Source organism: Kluyvera sp. EC_51, from assembly GCF_019584505.1.
In the GTDB taxonomy this organism is placed as follows: domain Bacteria; phylum Pseudomonadota; class Gammaproteobacteria; order Enterobacterales; family Enterobacteriaceae; genus Kluyvera; species Kluyvera sichuanensis.
In genome coordinates, this window is sequence record NZ_VDAG01000081.1 from 87,871 (window position 1) to 103,453 (window position 15,583).

Sequence of the window (15,583 nt, forward strand, 5' to 3'; positions counted from 1 at the left end):
CGTGAATGGTTCGGTTAATATTATTCATTTTTCATAAATGGCAGGATAGGCGAAACTGTCATCACTACGCAATTGATTGAGAGAGAAATAAGATGACTTCACCTGCAACGCACGCTGTCTCTATTAACCCGGCTAACGGCGAAACCATCGCTTCGCTGCCGTGGGCAACCGGTCCGCAAGTGGATATCGCCATTACGCTGGCGGATACCGCGTTTCGTCAATGGCGTAAGACGGCAATTGAGCAACGCGCTGACGCACTGCGTGCGATTGGCCGCGTTCTGCGTGAACGTGGTGAAGAGATGGCGCAATGCATCACCCGTGAAATGGGTAAACCGATTAAACAGGCGCGTGGCGAAGTGGCGAAATCTGCCCATCTGTGCGACTGGTATGCCGAACATGGCCCGGCGATGCTGGCCACCGAATCGACTCAGGTTGAGAATAACCAGGCGGTGATTGAATACCGTCCGCTTGGCCCGGTGCTGGCGATTATGCCGTGGAACTTCCCGCTGTGGCAGGTGCTGCGCGGTGCTGTGCCTATTTTACTCGCGGGGAATAGCTATATTCTGAAGCACGCGCCTAACGTGATGGGCTGTGCGGCGCTGATTGGCGATATCGTAGCGCAGGCTGGCGTTCCGGCGGGTGTGTTTAGCTGGGTTAACGCGACTAACGACGGCGTGACGCAGATGATCAACGACCCGCGCATTGCGGCAGTTACCGTGACCGGTAGCGTGCGTGCAGGTAAAGCGATTGGTGCTCAGGCCGGTGCGGCGCTGAAAAAATGCGTGCTGGAGCTGGGGGGTTCCGATCCGTTTATCGTCCTGAACGATGCTGATATCGACATGGCGGTGCAGGCGGCAGTCATTGGTCGCTATCAGAATACCGGGCAGGTTTGCGCAGCGGCGAAACGCTTCATCGTCGAAGCGGGTATCGCCGAACAGTTTACCGAGAAGTTTGTTGCGGCAGCGGCGGCGCTCAAAATGGGTGAGCCGACTGACGAAGAGAACTATCTGGGGCCAATGGCGCGTTTTGACCTGCGCGATGAACTGCATAACCAGGTGATGGCAACCGTCAATGAGGGCGCATCGCTGTTGCTTGGCGGCGAACTGCTGAGTAGCGAGGGTAACTACTATCCGGCAACCGTACTGGCGAATGTGGCGCCGACCATGACCGCCTTCCGTCAGGAGATGTTTGGCCCGGTGGCGGCAATTACCGTTGCCCGTGACGCTGACCACGCGCTGGCGCTGGCAAATGATAGTGAGTTTGGCCTGTCGGCGACCGTCTTTACCAGTGACACGGTCCAGGCCCAGCGCTTTGCGGATGAGCTGGAGTGCGGCGGGGTATTTATCAATGGCTATAGCGCCAGCGATGCCCGTGTCGCTTTCGGCGGCGTGAAGAAAAGTGGCTTTGGTCGTGAGCTGTCGCACTTCGGTTTGCGCGAGTTCTGTAATGTGCAGACGGTATGGAAAGATCGTCACTAACCCAAACGACGTAGCCCTTAGGCTCTGCTATACTCCCAGGCCGAAAATAGCCTGTGGGCAAGGAGTGTAAGTGGCTACGGTTATCAATAATGCCATGCTGACATCCATACTTGATGATGTCAGGCCGCTGATTGGGCAGGGGAAGGTGGCGGATTATATTCCGGCACTGGCCTGCGTCAGCGGCAATAAACTGGGGATTGCTATCAGCACCGTCGACGGGCAGCACTATAGCGCGGGCGATGCGACTGAACGTTTTTCCATCCAGTCGATTTCGAAAGTCCTGAGTCTGGTGGTGGCGATGAACCACTATCAGGCTGAGGAGATCTGGTCTCGTGTCGGAAAAGATCCTTCCGGGCAACCCTTCAATTCCCTTTTGCAGCTTGAAATCGAGCAGGGCATTCCGCGCAACCCGTTTATTAACGCCGGTGCGCTGGTGGTCTGCGATATGCTGCAGGGGCGACTCAGCGCCCCGCGTCAGCGGATGCTCGAAATTGTACGCAAGCTTAGCGGTGTCTCCAGTATTGGTTACGATGCGCAGGTGGCGCGCTCTGAGTTTGAACATTCGGCGCGTAATGCGGCGATTGCCTGGCTGATGAAATCCTTCGGCAACTTCCATCATGATGTCACGACGGTACTGCAGAACTATTTCCATTACTGTGCGCTGGAGATGAACTGTATTGAGCTGGCCCATACCTTCCTGTTCCTGGCCAATCAGGGGAAGGCGATTCATCTCGATACGCCGGTTATCTCCCCGATGCAGGCGCGTCAGGTGAATGCGCTGATGGCGACCAGTGGCATGTATCAGAACGCCGGAGAGTTTGCCTGGCGCGTGGGTCTGCCGGCGAAATCTGGCGTTGGCGGCGGCGTGGTGGCGATTGTGCCGCACGAGATGGCGATCGCGGTCTGGAGCCCTGAGCTGGATGAGACGGGGAACTCGCTGGCGGGTGTCGCCGTGCTGGAAAAACTGACTCAACAAATAGGACGCTCGGTTTACTGATGGACGCGTTAGAAAGCCTGTTTGTGCGACTGCAACGTTCACCGTTTCGCAGCCGCTTTCATCTGGGCGTAAAAGAACGGCAGTACTGTTATGACAAAGGTGCGCCGACGATTGACCAGCATGCCGCTGATTTTGTTGCGGGCAGGCTGGCTCCGGCGTGGCCGAAGAATGACGGTAAGCAGACGCCGATGCGAGGGCATCCGGTGTTTATCGCTCAGCACGCGACGGCGACCTGTTGTCGCGGCTGCCTGGAGAAATGGCATCATATTCCTCAGGGGCAGGCGCTCAGCGCTGAGCAGCAAAACTATGTTGTCCGCGTTATCCACCACTGGCTGGTACTGCAAATGAACCCGCGAGGCGGCTAACACTTATCAGTTTATTCTGAAAAACTATCGATTTTGATAGGTTGATGTGACTTCGCTCGTCCAATATGATAGGCCGGGCGACGTATCGGAATAAATTGCGTTATGAACGGATTTGACAAACTAATTACGAATAAAGGGGTAACGGGAACCCGGTTTGTCAGACGTATGTATCTGATGCGGATGCTCGGTACCTTTCTTTGCTTCCTGCCGATCGTGTCAGTGCTTATTGAACGCCATCAGCCGGTCTATTTTGAACTGCTGCTGGCGTGCAATGCGTTTATCTGGCCAACGGTTGCCTATCTGCGCGCCGTCCGTGCGCCTATACCCCGCGATGCTGAATACCAGAACCTGCTATTTGATGCCGGGGCCGGGGGATTCTGGATTGCCTTAATGGCACTGAACCCGCTGCCTTCGGTGACGATTGCCACGATCCTGCTGGCGGATCGTCTCTCTGCCGGGGGGATCCCGTTGATGCGTAAAGCGGCGGTGATGATGCTGTCCGTTTTCGCCGGCACCTGGGTGCTGACCGGGATGCCGTTTTATGGCGAGGTGACGCAGCAGACTATGCTGGCAACGTTGCCGCTGATTTCTCTCTACGTGCTGGCCCTGAGTCTGTTGACCGACAGTATTGCGGTGAAGCTGCGGCTGAAAAGCCAGGAGCTGGAACGTATCGCAATGCTGGATCCGCTGCTTGATATTGCTAACCGTCGTCTGCTTGAACAGCGTATCGCCTGGGAGCTTGTCCGGTTGAAGCAGAACTATGGCCACTCGCTGCTGATGTTTATCGATCTCGACAACTTCAAAGAGATAAACGATCGTCACGGGCATAAGGTCGGGGACGTGATGCTGAAAACCGTCTCGCAGATATTGCAGATGGCGACGCGCGGTACCGATACGCCGGCAAGGCTTGGAGGCGACGAGTTTGTGATCCTGCTGCCGGATACCACACTAGAAGAGGGGCGCGGTATTGCCCAGCGTATTATGGATGCCACGGCGGTGGTAACGGACCGACCGGATCATCATCAGACGCTAACCCTGAGCATTGGTATTGCCGATGCTTTACCGGACATGCACGAAGTTTCCGACTGGCTGCAGGCGGCAGATAGCGCCCTTTACGAAGCGAAACGTCGCGGAAAAAATCAGATCTTCGCCCATTAGCGGCATAAGAAAATCCAATGATTAAGCCTGTTGTGTTATCAAATTGTTAGCGTGATAGTGTGTAGCACGCTAACAAGGAGAATCAACATGACCGCACCTTTTACTCTGCATACCTTTTCTGAGGCTGACATTCTTGCGCACCTCGAACCGCTTTCCGATGTGCTTAGCAACTGCGTTAACGGTGGCGCGTCGGTGAGCTTTATGCTGCCTTTTAACGTTGAAAAGGCGCGGGCGTTCTGGCAGAAAACGGCGGCGAGTGTTGCTCGTGCGGAACGCGTGGTGCTGGTGGCGAAAGATAGCGACCACAAGATTGTCGGGACGGTACAATTAGTTATCGACCAGCCGGAGAACCAGCCGCATCGCGCCGATGTCTCGAAGCTGCTGGTGCATGAGTGCGCGCGTCGTGGCGGTATTGCTCGTGCGCTGATGCAGCGTCTGGAAGAGATTGCCGTTGATGCACAGAAAAGCGTGCTGGTGCTGGATACCGCCACCGGTAGTGGGGCGGAGACCTTCTATGCGCGCTGCGGTTGGCAGAAAGCGGGCGAACTGCCGCGCTATGCCTATATGCCAGATGGCGAACTGACGGCAACCTCCTTATTTTACAAATTTTTATAGATTCACTATTTATTCTCTCACTTTTGATCAAAACACGGTTTCATAAGCGGAAAATCTGATAAGTTATTAGACCAATTTAGCAGGTTGTATGACTAATCCAGAAAGGAACCCATTGTGAAAACACTGAACCGCCATGATTTCCCCGGTGCCCACTACCCTGAACGCATTATCCAGTTCGGTGAAGGCAACTTCCTGCGTGCCTTCGTTGACTGGCAGATTGACCTGCTGAACGAACATACCGACCTGAATTCCGGTGTGGTCATCGTTCGTCCTATTGCGAGCAATTTCCCGCCGTCCCTGAGCACTCAGGATGGCCTCTATACTACAATTATTCGTGGTCTGAATGAGAAGGGCGAAGCCGTCAGTGACGCACGCCTGATCCGCTCCGTTAACCGTGAAATCAGCGCCTACGCCGACTACGCGGAATACCTGAAGCTGGCTCACAACCCGGACATGCGCTTCGTGTTCTCCAACACCACCGAAGCGGGCATCAGCTACCATGCGGGTGACAAATTTGATGATGCGCCAGCGGTAAGCTACCCGGCTAAGCTTACGCGTCTGCTGTTCGAACGCTTCACTCATTTCAACGGTGCGGCGGATAAAGGCTGGGTGATCATTCCTTGCGAACTGATCGACTACAACGGTGAAGCGCTGCACGAGCTGGTGGTTCGCTACGCGCAGGAGTGGGCGCTGCCGGCTGAATTTATGACCTGGCTGAATGAATCTAACGCCTTCTGCTCTACGCTGGTGGACCGTATCGTCACCGGTTACCCGCGTGATGAAGCCGCTAAGCTGGAAGCGGAACTGGGCTATAAAGACGGTTTCCTCGATACCGCAGAGCACTTCTATCTGTTTGTTATTCAGGGGCCAAAATCACTGGCCAGCGAACTGCGTCTGGACAAACTGGCGCTGAACGTGCTGATCGTTGACGACATCAAACCGTATAAAGAACGTAAAGTCGCTATCCTGAACGGCGCACACACGGCGCTGGTTCCAGTGGCATTCCAGGCGGGGATTGATACCGTGGGCGAAGCGATGAACGATGCAGAAATCTGCGCGTTCGTTGAAAAAGCTATCTATGAAGAGATCATTCCGGTACTGGATCTGCCAAAAGACGAGCTGGAATCCTTCGCCAGCGCGGTGACCGGTCGTTTCCGTAACCCGTACATCAAACACCAGCTGCTTTCCATCGCGCTGAACGGCATGACCAAGTTCCGCACCCGTATCCTGCCGCAGCTGCTGGCAGGGCAGAAGGCGAGCGGTAAACTGCCTGCACGTCTGACTTTTGCGCTGGCCGCGCTGATTGCCTTCTACCGCGCAGAGCGTAACGGCGAAGCGTACCCGGTGCAGGACGACGCGCACTGGATTGACCGCTACCAGCAGCTGTGGGCTCAGCATCGCGACCAGCAGATTAGCACCACCGATCTGGTGAAAGCCGTACTGTCCGTGAGCGAACACTGGGAACAAGATCTTACACAAGTTGATGGATTGGTCGAACAGGTTTCAGCAGATCTCGACGCCATTCTGGCTAAAGGCATGCGTAAAGCGGTACAACCGCTCTGCTAATCGACCCCATACAGGCATCTAACTAACCCGGCTCCGGCCGGGTTTTTTACAAATGTAGCCCGGACGAGGCGAAGCCGACTCCGGAGTCGCACCGTATTTTCACTCAAGCACCTAATTAGTTACAACATACATTAAATGCCTTTTATATATCCACACCTGAACCCCGTGCCAACAAGGCTAAACAGCACAAAATGGGGCCCGTAAGCATACCATTACACCGCCAGTACTGCTTGAATACATGACTGAGATCACGTTTAATACACAACTTATTAACCTGATTGAAAAACTCATGATCGTTCGTCCACACCAGCACTGGCTGGCACGCATTTTCGTTTGGCACGGCTCTGTACTGCCGAAAATCTACTCTCGCTTACTGCTCAATTTCCTGCTCTCGATAGTGGTGATCCTCATCCTGCCGTGGTACTCCTCGTTAGGCTTTAAGCTCACCGTCGCACCGTTCAGCATTCTGGGCGTGGCCATCGCGATATTCCTCGGTTTTCGCAATAACGCCTGCTATGCCCGCTACGTCGAAGCGCGACAGCTCTGGGGCCAGTTGATGATTGCCTCACGTTCGCTGCTGCGCGAAGTGAAAAATACGCTGCATGACGACCCACATGTAGGGGAGTTTGTCCGCCTACAGATTGCTTTTGCACACTGTCTGCGCCTGACGTTACGCCGCCAGCCGACGCGCGCGGTGCTGGCTAAGTACCTCTGCGAAGCGCATCTGACGCAGGTATTAGCCGCGCAGTCACCGGCAAACCGTATTCTGCTTATCATGGGCGATTGGCTTGCAGAACGCCGCCGTTCAGGCGCGCTGTCCGATATTCTGTTCCACAGCCTGAATATTCGTCTGAACGACATGTCTATTGTACTGGCTGGTTGCGAGCGTATCGCCAATACCCCGGTGCCGTTTGCCTATTCGCTGATTTTGCACCGTACTGTCTACCTGTTCTGCATCATGTTGCCGTTTGCGCTGGTCGTTGACCTGCACTACATGACGCCGTTTATTTCGGTGCTGATTTCGTACACCTTTATCTCACTTGATACCCTGGCAGAAGAGCTTGAAGAACCCTTCGGTATGGAAAATAATGATTTACCGCTGGACGCTATCTGTAACGCTATCGAAATAGATTTGCTGCAGATGAATGATGAGTCGCAGATACCCGCCCGGATCACCGTCGATAAGTACTATCAGCTGAGTTAAGAGAGGGGTCGGTGACGCGCTGTACAGGAAGACGATAGGAAGGGTACAACGGTTTCTACAGCAGCAATTTGTGCTAAACAAGGCGAAAGAGCAGGGATGGTCACGCTTCTACTGGCATACGCGTATTCATAATCCGGCCCGTAAGCTTTATGATGAGTTTGTCGCAGCCGACGATTTCGTCCGCTATTCTGTTACGCTTTAAGGTAAACGAGCAGAATAAATCATTAAGGTTTTCCATGTTTAATGGTTGCACCGACATAAGGAGAATCAAAATGGAAAAAAGAATCGAAACTGCCGTGAACATCATTGTGTTCATTTCACTCTTCGCAACCGCCTGGGATTTATCGCTGGTTCGCGCCTTCAACTGGTAGGCCGCTAATCCCTCGATGATGCACTCCTGTTCGGGCGCAGACCACTGCTGCGCCCTTAAGCAGCGGATGAATCTTCAGATAATCAACGGCTTTTAGGCTAATTACCCACAAGGTTGTGCACCGTTTCTGTGGATAACATTTTCGCTAGCGCTCGCTCGCCATCCCCTGAAAGGTTTTGCGCCACTCTACCGGGCTGACGCCCAGTTTCTCGCGGAACGTCTGCCGAAAGGTGATGGATGATTGAAAACCGGAACGTTCCGCCACCTGTTCAATCGAAAGCGTGCTGCTCTCCAGTAGCGTCTGACTGCGGCGCAGACGCTCAGTGGTTATCCATTCACCAATCGACATACCGGTCGCTTTCTGAAAATGGCGGGTCAGGGTTCGACGACTCATGGCAGCCCGTTCTGCCAGCACATCAATTTGATGCGCCTGATGGAGATTATCCTGCAAATACGTCAGCAGCTGATTAATCCGCGTATCGCCCGTACGGTGCGGCACCACCTGCTCAATGAACTGCGCCTGGCCGCCTTCACGGTAGGGCGGCGTGACCATTCGGCGGGCGATTTGGTTAGCGATGCGCGCGCCAAAACGCTGGCGAATAACATACAGACAGCAGTCCAGCGCCGCGGCGGTACCGGCAGAGGTGATGATACCGTCGTCATCGGTATAGAGGACGTTAACATCAAGTCGGGCACGGGGAAAAAGTCGTTCAAACGCTTTCTCAAATTCCCAGTGCGTGACGGCACGGCGATTATCGAGTAAACCCGCATAAGCGAGCGCAAAGGTGCCGAGACACAATCCCACCAGGGTTGCGCCGTTTTGGCGAGCGCGAATCAGCGCTTCAAGCAGCGCTGGTGATGGTTTTTCATCCACGTGTCGCCAGAAGGGGACGATGACGATATCGCACCCGGCGAGCACGGAAAAATCGCTATCAGCCTGCACGGCGGTGCCTTCCTTTGACCACACCAGCCCCGGCGTTTCGGCACAAATATAACGCGTGAAACGCGGTGTTTCGCTCACGCTATTACCGAACAGGATCAGCGGTACGGAAAAGTGAAAGGTGCTGAATCCTTCGCTGGCCACGATCGCAACCGAGGTGGTGGACATAGGGCTATTCTCCGTTAAAACGTGACAGTGTCACCATCTTTAGGTGCATTAACATAGTCGAGTATCTGGTTATCTTCAGCATAGGCCAGCAGTGCACTGCGGGTGACTAAGCAGTGATTGATAGCTTCCATATGGGTGCCCACGATCTGTGCCTCAGGCACAATCTGATGCGCTTTCAACACATCTTCCAGACCAAAGATAATCGGACCGAAGCCCAGCACGTGCGCCCAGCCGGTGTTCATAATCACCACGCCTGGCTGGTAATGGCGCAGGTTATTCGCCACGCCGTCAATCCAGATGGAGTCACCGATCAGGTAGAGCGTTTTCTCCGCCGGATGCTGGAAAATGACGCCACAGGCTTCACCCAGTCGTTCGGCCAGTTCTGGAATCGCATAGAGTGCATCAGAGCCGTGCTGCCCATCGGTTTTGATCAACGCGATATCGCCGAAGCGGCTGGTTGCGGACAACTGCTGTAGCTGCGTAAATCCCTGGGAGCGGAGCAGCGCTTCATCGCTAGCGTTCTGCACATAAATCAGCATTGATTTGGGAATAATTTTCGCCGCCGTTTCATCCCAATGGTCTGGGTGGGTATGGGTGACGATAATCGCATCGACATCCAGCAGCTCTTCAGGGCGGCACGGCAGGTCGACCATCGGGTTACGCACCTCTGCGCGCGCCGTGCCGGGGAAGCCAGGATAAGCATCTTTTGGCGCCAGCATCGGGTCGATTAAAAAGCGTTTTCCGGCGTAGGTAATCAGCTGGGTGGCGTTGCGAATCTGGGTAATGTTCATGGTGGCATCCTCGTGCTCTGTTTCGATAATCACAGTATGCGCGTTGTGATATTCCCACGCCGCTGGCTAAAAGCCAACTTTCGATGTGATTGGGCCAATTTAAAACGCATTAATGCCATCCGGGCATAGTTATCATGAAAAATGAGTATGAAATTCGGCCGGTAAAGGCGTAGACAGGGTGTGGATAATGTATTTATCATACAAATGAATTAAGCCACAGCGCACTCGCGTTCCACTCATTCACTTGTGGGTTTTTGATTATGACCGCAGAAGTCAACGCTCTCATTATGCTTGCTCAATGCAACGAATCTAAGGGTTTTTATCGCCGCGCTCTGCGCATCTGGCAGGAGATATCGACGCATTTTGATGCTACGAAGGAGCAGTGTCGTTTGGCGTGGGACAAAATAAGCGCCTGCCATCTACAGCTGCAAATTAATACGCCGGTAGCGGTCAGTCGGGATAGCCGAAAGCAGGATGTAGAGCGCGATAAAGTTAAGATTCAACAACTGTTGGCGCAGGGCCATAGCATTAAAGAAATACAGCATCTGACCGGCCGTTCGATTGCCTTTATCTATAAATATAACCCCAGGAATAAGACCATCCATTAATAGCTGGATGGGGGCACGCCGAATGCCTGGCGGAAAGCGTAGCTAAAGGCGGCTGTGCTGGAATAGCCCACCTCCAGCGCAACGGCCGTTACATTCTTATTTTGCTTCAGATGAATGACCGACTCCAGAATACGCATTTTCTGTTTCCATGCGCTAAACGGCATGCCGGTCTCTTTCTTAAAATGGCGGGAAAAGGTGCGGGCCGACATCCCAAGGTGGTGAGCCCAATCCTCCATCGCGTGTTCAAGGCCCGGCGACTCCTGAATCGTCCTGCAGACTTTGATCAGCGCCGCATCGTGCGGCCACGGCAGCATTAACTCCACTTCCGGTAGTTTCAAAATCACATCCAGCAGCACGCTGACTAACTGGCCTTCTTTGCCTGCAATATCATAACGTTCTGGCGTGGTGGTGGTGGCGTAGTGGATAAACTCTCGCACAAAATCGCTGATGGCGACCACTTTACAATCACTGATGGGCGCAGGTAAAAAGTCGGGGTCAATATCCAGGTTTTCCAGATGTACGTCATCCAGCGCCCACACCGCATGCACGGTGTTATGTGGGATCCAGATACCATAATGCGCGGGGATGACCCAACATTTACCCGCAACATCAATCCGCATACTGCCTTTGCGCGCAAAATGAAACTGGGCAAAGGCGTGGCTATGTTCGGCAACATGGTTGCTGGCTTCCAGCACATACGAACGAAAATAGACCGACTGCGGCAGCTCTTTCATCGAGTCATCTTGCGATGAAAACCACTGTTTAGCCTGCTGAAGCGTGAAAGGGGTGCGATCGTCCATCATTATGGCATCTGTTCGATAAATATTGTCCTCACATCATAATACATACCATCAGCTTATCCATAATAATCTTCTGCACAGCATATTGACTCATTTATGGATAAGAAACATGGCCACGGTTTGCTCAGACGTAATTAGCATTGATGAATTGAACGATAATTGGTCGCGGATGGGGAATGACCTGCTCAGTCAGGCCGATATTAAAATCAATGGTGCCCGGCCATGGGATATTCAGGTTCATCACGCTGACTTTTTTAAGCGTGTATTTCAGCAGGGTTCGCTGGGTCTGGGCGAAAGCTATATGGAAGGGTGGTGGGACTGCGAACGCCTGGATATTCTGTTCTGCAAAATCCTGAAAGCAAAGCTGGATAAACAGGTGCCCGGCAACCTGAGGGATATTTTACGCGTTGTCAGCGCGCGTCTGTTTAATCTTCAGTCACGCAGCCGTTCATGGATTGTTGGCAAAGAACACTACGATATTGGCAACGATCTCTTTGCACTGATGCTCGACCCACATATGCAGTACTCCTGCGGCTACTGGCGTGACGCACAGACGCTGGATGAGGCGCAAAACGCCAAGCTGAAAATGATCTGCGAAAAACTGCAGCTTAAACCTGGTATGCGCCTGCTGGATATCGGCTGCGGCTGGGGCGGGTTAGCGGCTTATGCTGCGCGGAACTACGGTGTCAGCGTAGACGGCGTTACCATTTCTCGCGAACAGCAAAAGCTGGCACAGCAGCGCTGCGAAGGGCTGGATGTGAACATCCTGCTGCAGGACTATCGTGACCTTAACACTGGCTACGACCGTATTGTGTCGGTCGGGATGTTTGAGCACGTTGGGCCGAAAAACTATGATACCTACTTCAGCGTCGTTGATCGCTGTCTTAAACCCGATGGGCTGTTTTTACTGCACACCATCGGCAGTAATCAGACCGGGCTCAGCGTCGACCCGTGGATCAACAAATATATCTTCCCGAACGGCTGCCTGCCGTCGATTCGCCAGATTGCCAGCGTCAGCGAGTCACGCCTGATTATGGAAGACTGGCATAACTTTGGCAGCGATTACGATAAAACCCTGATGGCGTGGCACCAGCGTTTTAACCAGGCATGGCCGGGACTGTCGTCCAACTACACGCCGCGTTTCCGCCGCATGTTCAACTACTATCTGTGCGCCTGCGCCGGGGCGTTCCGCGCACGTGATATCGAGCTCTGGCAGGTGTTATTCAGCCGTGGTGCCGAAGGCGGCATGTACGTCTATCGCTAATGGCTTTGGCACGTCGCCTTCTGGCGGCGTGTTTTTAAGTTAATTCCATTATATTGTCTCTTATCTCGCTATTCATTCGTTAAATCTCATATTTTGTGTGTTACACAACCTTTCCATTTTTACTGCTTAATTCTATAATATTGGGTATTAACCTGAATTATTCTGGATAAGCCACTCTATGATGGATTTATCACTTAGCAAACCAGCAGAAATTGTCAAACTGCTCTGCGGCCGACTGCGCCAGGAGCGGCTTTCACAGCAAATGACCCAGGCTGACCTCGCAGCGCGCGCCGGTGTCGGGGTTAACACAGTCTCTAACCTGGAAGCCGGGCGTAACGTCAATTTTGATAGCCTGGTCAGGGTGGCGATGGTACTGGGCTTCGCCGGTGAGCTGGAAACGCTGTTTAAGCCAAAGATTGAGAGCCTGGACGATATCCTGCGCTATGAAAAAAGCGCCACGCGCCACCGGGTAAAGAGGAAGCACGACGATGCCTAATCAGGTCGACATCTATTACGAAGGTTGGGGAGAGCGTTGGCTATGGGGCCGGTTGGTTTCCTCAACTGCGCTGACCGGGCGGCCAATGATTGCCTTTGAATACAGCGAAGACGCCGTACGCAAAGGGCTGGAGCTAGCGCGCCTGACGCTGCCGCTTAATGGCCCGCGCTTGCGTCGGGATTTTCCCGCCCACCAGCTTGGCCTGCCGGGTCCGGTTTACGATGCGCTACCCGACGGTTGGGGGATGCTGCTGATGGATCGCCTATTCAAACGCCGGGGACTCAACGCCGCGCGCATTGGGCCGCTGGAACGTCTGACCTATATTGGCAACGCCGCGATGGGGGCGATGACCTTTCATCCTCTCCAGACTGATGACCCGCTAGCCGCGAAAGATAATGTGCCGCTTGCACAGCTGGCACAGGAAGTTCAGGCGGTGCTGAGCGGTGAAGGCGGCCAGTTCCTGCAAAAGCTGCTACAAATGGGCGGCTCGCCTCAGGGCGCAAGGCCGAAGGTGCTGCTGTATCGCCACCCACAAACGGGGCAGTTCACGACGGTCGCCGAACCCGAACTTGAAAGCTGGCTGGTGAAATTCCCGGCGCAGCAAGAGCACCCTGAAGTGTGTGCCATTGAAGCTGTCTACGGTGAGTGCCTTCGTCAGTGCGGTATCGCCGCGCCGGACACCGCTTATTTCGCGCTGCCAGGTGGGCAGGCCGCTTTTGCCAGCAAGCGCTTTGACCGCCAGGACGGTATGCGTGTGCCAATGCAAAGCCTTGCCGCTTTTACTGGCGCAAACTATCAGGTTGCCGGGTCGCTGGACTACGTGAACTTCCTGCGCGCCACTCATCTGTGCACCAACGATGTGCGGGAGAAGGCTCGTGCCTTTGAACGCGTATTGTTTAACGTCATCTTTAATAACCGCGACGATCACCCAAAAAACTTCGCCTATCTGATGGCGGCAAACGGCCAATGGTCGCTGGCTCCCGCTTTTGACGTCACCTACAACGATGGGCCGGGTGGCTATCATCAGATGGACGTGATGGGGGAAGCGTTGGATATTGAACGCCAGCATATGGTGGCGCTGGGTGAACAGGAGGCCGAGCTTACGCTGGCACAGATTGACGAAAAAATAGAGGCGTTTAGCGCGGTGGGTAACGCGTTTGCCGATACCGCAAGGTCGCTATATCCAGGCCGGATTACCGAAGAGACGCTGGGTCAGATTCAGCGGCAGATTCGCGATAATATCAGTCGATTAAAAAAGCCACTCTGACCATTCATTCCTTCGCCCCAAAGGGGCGAGGTTGGGGTGAGGGGCAGTTTGCACCACCCCTCACTTATCTCAATCAAAACATTGCATACAGCAGCGCCGAAACGGTTAATACGCCGCTCGCCATTACCATCACAGCGGTAAATCCGCGCATGGCTTTCAGCGCAGGACGGGTGAAAATTAGCCAGGTTGGGATCACAAACAGGAAGATCGCAATTAACGGCCCGCAGAGGGTTTCAATCATATTAATGACGTCAGGGTTAATATAAACCACCGCCGATGTCACAATAAACATCACCACCGACGTGATTAATTTAATCCGCTTAATATGGCTGGTTCGTTTAATCTTAAACAGATCGGTCGCCAGGACGTTAAAGGTTTCGGCTACCGGCATCGAAATGCCTAAAAAGGATTTCGTCATCCCCAGAATCGCAATAAACGGCGCCAGATAAAGCAGCGCGCTCATGCCGCCGTTGCTACCAATCACCGACAGCACGTTCAGGTTCTGATCTTTCGCCATCTCAAAGGTTTCGCGTGGCGTGCTTAAAATGCAGCTCAGTACGAAGAAGATAATACTGAAGAAAATCAGCCCGTAAGCGCGACGGATAACCCGTACCGACTGCTCCTCGCCGCCGTTACCCGGTTCACGATACCAGGAGGCCAGCGCAGGAATCAGCGGGGCAGAGCAGAGGGAAAAAGCGATAAGCGGCAGCGTCAGCCACAAATCTTTCAGCGAACTGCCAACCGTTGAGGCGTGGGTCTGCTGCCAGGCGTGCGTCACGTTGTTGATGTCCCATGCCGGAATCTGCGAGGCGGCGATAACGATAATGGCAATCGCAAACGGCAGCGCCAGCGCGCTCATGGTACTGACAACCCGGTCGCGGCCCTTGCTCAGCACCAGATGGAGGATCAACAGCACCACCAGCGTCAGCGTGGCGCGGTTAATACCGGCAATGTGCAAGCGCTCGGTCAGGAAGTGGCTGAGGGCGTACACCAGCGTCACCGGATAGTGCGCCACGCAGAAAAACAGCTTCATCGCCTGACGGCCCTTTGGCCCGAAGAACGATCCAAACAGCGGCAGCGTCCGATCCTCGCCGTCATGCCCCTGCTGGTCGCGCATAAAGACGCGGCAAATCAGCACGTGCGGCACTAACGATAGCGGGAATCCAAGAAGGAGTAGCAGAATAAAGACGAGCGGGCCGCGGGTACCAATTTCCACTGGTAGGAAAAGCGTGCCTGCACCAACAGTAGCACCATAAACACCCATCATCCAGATGGTATCTTTTTTCGTCCACTGAGGACGAGATATAGCTGTTTCTTTAGTCATAGTACTCATATATTTCGAGAATAACGCGAACGTTAATGGGGAGTTATTGGGGTAACCTAAGCGGAAAGAATAAACGAGGTGGAATTGATTTATTATTATTTGAGGCGATGCTAATGCCTTTTGTTCGATACTACTGGCAGCCGGATAAGCCTCGCAACTGTTTTTTGGTGTT

The 15,583-nt window shown here is 53.8% G+C and carries 15 protein-coding genes and 1 pseudogene; 12 read left to right on the top strand and 4 right to left on the bottom strand.

The features are described 5' to 3' along the window. The first annotated feature begins 92 nt into the window (after positions 1 to 92). The 8 genes and pseudogenes from sad to FHC49_RS24440 form a co-directional block, all read left to right on the top strand. Positions 93 to 1,478, top strand: a complete 1,386-nt coding sequence (gene sad, locus FHC49_RS14650) for a succinate-semialdehyde dehydrogenase (RefSeq protein ID WP_220440166.1) — start codon at positions 93 to 95, stop codon at positions 1,476 to 1,478. A gap of 70 nt (positions 1,479 to 1,548) precedes the next feature. After that, the gene (gene glsB, locus FHC49_RS14655; protein WP_185669028.1) at positions 1,549 to 2,475 is read left to right on the top strand and encodes a glutaminase B; all 927 of its coding nucleotides are present in this window, start codon (positions 1,549 to 1,551) and stop codon (positions 2,473 to 2,475) included. After that, on the top strand, positions 2,475 to 2,840 hold the full coding sequence (locus tag FHC49_RS14660; protein WP_220440167.1) for a DUF4186 domain-containing protein: 366 nt from the start codon (positions 2,475 to 2,477) through the stop codon (positions 2,838 to 2,840). The genes glsB and FHC49_RS14660 overlap by 1 nt, the downstream gene beginning before the upstream one ends. A gap of 165 nt (positions 2,841 to 3,005) precedes the next feature. Next, positions 3,006 to 3,998: a sensor domain-containing diguanylate cyclase gene (locus FHC49_RS14665; RefSeq protein WP_185669026.1), complete on the top strand. Its 993-nt coding sequence runs from the start codon at positions 3,006 to 3,008 to the stop codon at positions 3,996 to 3,998. Between the two features lie 87 nt (positions 3,999 to 4,085). Continuing rightward, a complete protein-coding gene (locus FHC49_RS14670) occupies positions 4,086 to 4,613 on the top strand; it encodes a GNAT family N-acetyltransferase (RefSeq protein ID WP_220440168.1) in 528 nt (175 codons plus the stop codon). A 114-nt stretch (positions 4,614 to 4,727) separates the two neighbouring features. Further along, entirely contained in the window at positions 4,728 to 6,179 is a 1,452-nt protein-coding gene (locus tag FHC49_RS14675; protein WP_220440169.1) for a tagaturonate reductase, read from the top strand. Between the two features lie 289 nt (positions 6,180 to 6,468). Then, on the top strand, positions 6,469 to 7,383 hold the full coding sequence (locus FHC49_RS14680; RefSeq protein ID WP_185669097.1) for a bestrophin family protein: 915 nt from the start codon (positions 6,469 to 6,471) through the stop codon (positions 7,381 to 7,383). Between the two features lie 91 nt (positions 7,384 to 7,474). Beyond that, positions 7,475 to 7,585 (top strand): annotated as a pseudogene (locus FHC49_RS24440) (GNAT family N-acetyltransferase); the annotation flags it as partial. 313 nt (positions 7,586 to 7,898) lie between these two features. On the opposite strand, the gene FHC49_RS14685 reads toward FHC49_RS24440, so the two are convergent. Next, on the bottom strand, positions 7,899 to 8,861 hold the full coding sequence (locus tag FHC49_RS14685; RefSeq protein ID WP_220440170.1) for a GlxA family transcriptional regulator: 963 nt from the start codon (positions 8,859 to 8,861) through the stop codon (positions 7,899 to 7,901). Between the two features lie 14 nt (positions 8,862 to 8,875). After that, a complete protein-coding gene (locus FHC49_RS14690; RefSeq protein WP_220440190.1) occupies positions 8,876 to 9,652 on the bottom strand; it encodes an MBL fold metallo-hydrolase in 777 nt (258 codons plus the stop codon). 260 nt (positions 9,653 to 9,912) lie between these two features. Here FHC49_RS14690 and FHC49_RS14695 point away from each other — a divergent pair, with 260 nt between their 5' ends. After that, on the top strand, positions 9,913 to 10,260 hold the full coding sequence (locus tag FHC49_RS14695) for a PerC family transcriptional regulator (RefSeq protein ID WP_185669021.1): 348 nt from the start codon (positions 9,913 to 9,915) through the stop codon (positions 10,258 to 10,260). On the opposite strand, the gene FHC49_RS14700 is transcribed toward FHC49_RS14695, so the two are convergent. Further along, the gene (locus FHC49_RS14700) at positions 10,257 to 11,063 is read right to left on the bottom strand and encodes an AraC family transcriptional regulator (protein WP_223883240.1); all 807 of its coding nucleotides are present in this window, start codon (positions 11,061 to 11,063) and stop codon (positions 10,257 to 10,259) included. The genes FHC49_RS14695 and FHC49_RS14700 overlap by 4 nt on opposite strands. Positions 11,064 to 11,169: 106 nt before the next feature. On the opposite strand from FHC49_RS14700, the gene cfa reads away from it, so the two are divergent. The 3 genes from cfa to FHC49_RS14715 all read left to right on the top strand — a co-directional run bounded on the left by cfa (position 11,170) and on the right by FHC49_RS14715 (position 14,087). Beyond that, complete coding sequence (gene cfa, locus FHC49_RS14705) at positions 11,170 to 12,324, top strand: cyclopropane fatty acyl phospholipid synthase (protein WP_220440171.1); 1,155 nt, start codon at positions 11,170 to 11,172, stop codon at positions 12,322 to 12,324. Between the two features lie 181 nt (positions 12,325 to 12,505). Beyond that, positions 12,506 to 12,820 (top strand): helix-turn-helix domain-containing protein, encoded by a 315-nt coding sequence (locus FHC49_RS14710; RefSeq protein ID WP_185669095.1) that lies wholly within the window; start codon positions 12,506 to 12,508, stop codon positions 12,818 to 12,820. After that, complete coding sequence (locus FHC49_RS14715; protein ID WP_220440172.1) at positions 12,813 to 14,087, top strand: type II toxin-antitoxin system HipA family toxin; 1,275 nt, start codon at positions 12,813 to 12,815, stop codon at positions 14,085 to 14,087. The genes FHC49_RS14710 and FHC49_RS14715 overlap by 8 nt, the downstream gene beginning before the upstream one ends. Positions 14,088 to 14,160: 73 nt before the next feature. Here FHC49_RS14715 and FHC49_RS14720 read toward each other — a convergent pair whose 3' ends face one another. Then, entirely contained in the window at positions 14,161 to 15,411 is a 1,251-nt protein-coding gene (locus FHC49_RS14720) for an AAA family ATPase (RefSeq protein WP_220440173.1), read from the bottom strand. Between the last annotated feature and the right edge of the window lie 172 nt (positions 15,412 to 15,583).

Excerpts from the sequence above, each read along its gene's own strand:
- sad (WP_220440166.1), top strand. The coding sequence starts at position 93 with ATGACTTCACCTGCAACGCACGCTGTCTCTATTAACCCGGCTAACGGC.
- FHC49_RS14660 (WP_220440167.1), top strand. The coding sequence starts at position 2,475 with ATGGACGCGTTAGAAAGCCTGTTTGTGCGACTGCAACGTTCACCGTTT.
- FHC49_RS14665 (WP_185669026.1), top strand. The coding sequence starts at position 3,006 with ATGTATCTGATGCGGATGCTCGGTACCTTTCTTTGCTTCCTGCCGATC.
- FHC49_RS14670 (WP_220440168.1), top strand. The coding sequence starts at position 4,086 with ATGACCGCACCTTTTACTCTGCATACCTTTTCTGAGGCTGACATTCTT.
- FHC49_RS14680 (WP_185669097.1), top strand. The coding sequence starts at position 6,469 with ATGATCGTTCGTCCACACCAGCACTGGCTGGCACGCATTTTCGTTTGG.
- FHC49_RS14685 (WP_220440170.1), bottom strand. The coding sequence starts at position 8,861 with ATGTCCACCACCTCGGTTGCGATCGTGGCCAGCGAAGGATTCAGCACC.
- FHC49_RS14690 (WP_220440190.1), bottom strand. The coding sequence starts at position 9,652 with ATGAACATTACCCAGATTCGCAACGCCACCCAGCTGATTACCTACGCC.
- FHC49_RS14695 (WP_185669021.1), top strand. The coding sequence starts at position 9,913 with ATGACCGCAGAAGTCAACGCTCTCATTATGCTTGCTCAATGCAACGAA.
- FHC49_RS14700 (WP_223883240.1), bottom strand. The coding sequence starts at position 11,063 with ATGATGGACGATCGCACCCCTTTCACGCTTCAGCAGGCTAAACAGTGG.
- cfa (WP_220440171.1), top strand. The coding sequence starts at position 11,170 with ATGGCCACGGTTTGCTCAGACGTAATTAGCATTGATGAATTGAACGAT.
- FHC49_RS14710 (WP_185669095.1), top strand. The coding sequence starts at position 12,506 with ATGGATTTATCACTTAGCAAACCAGCAGAAATTGTCAAACTGCTCTGC.
- FHC49_RS14715 (WP_220440172.1), top strand. The coding sequence starts at position 12,813 with ATGCCTAATCAGGTCGACATCTATTACGAAGGTTGGGGAGAGCGTTGG.
- FHC49_RS14720 (WP_220440173.1), bottom strand. The coding sequence starts at position 15,411 with ATGACTAAAGAAACAGCTATATCTCGTCCTCAGTGGACGAAAAAAGAT.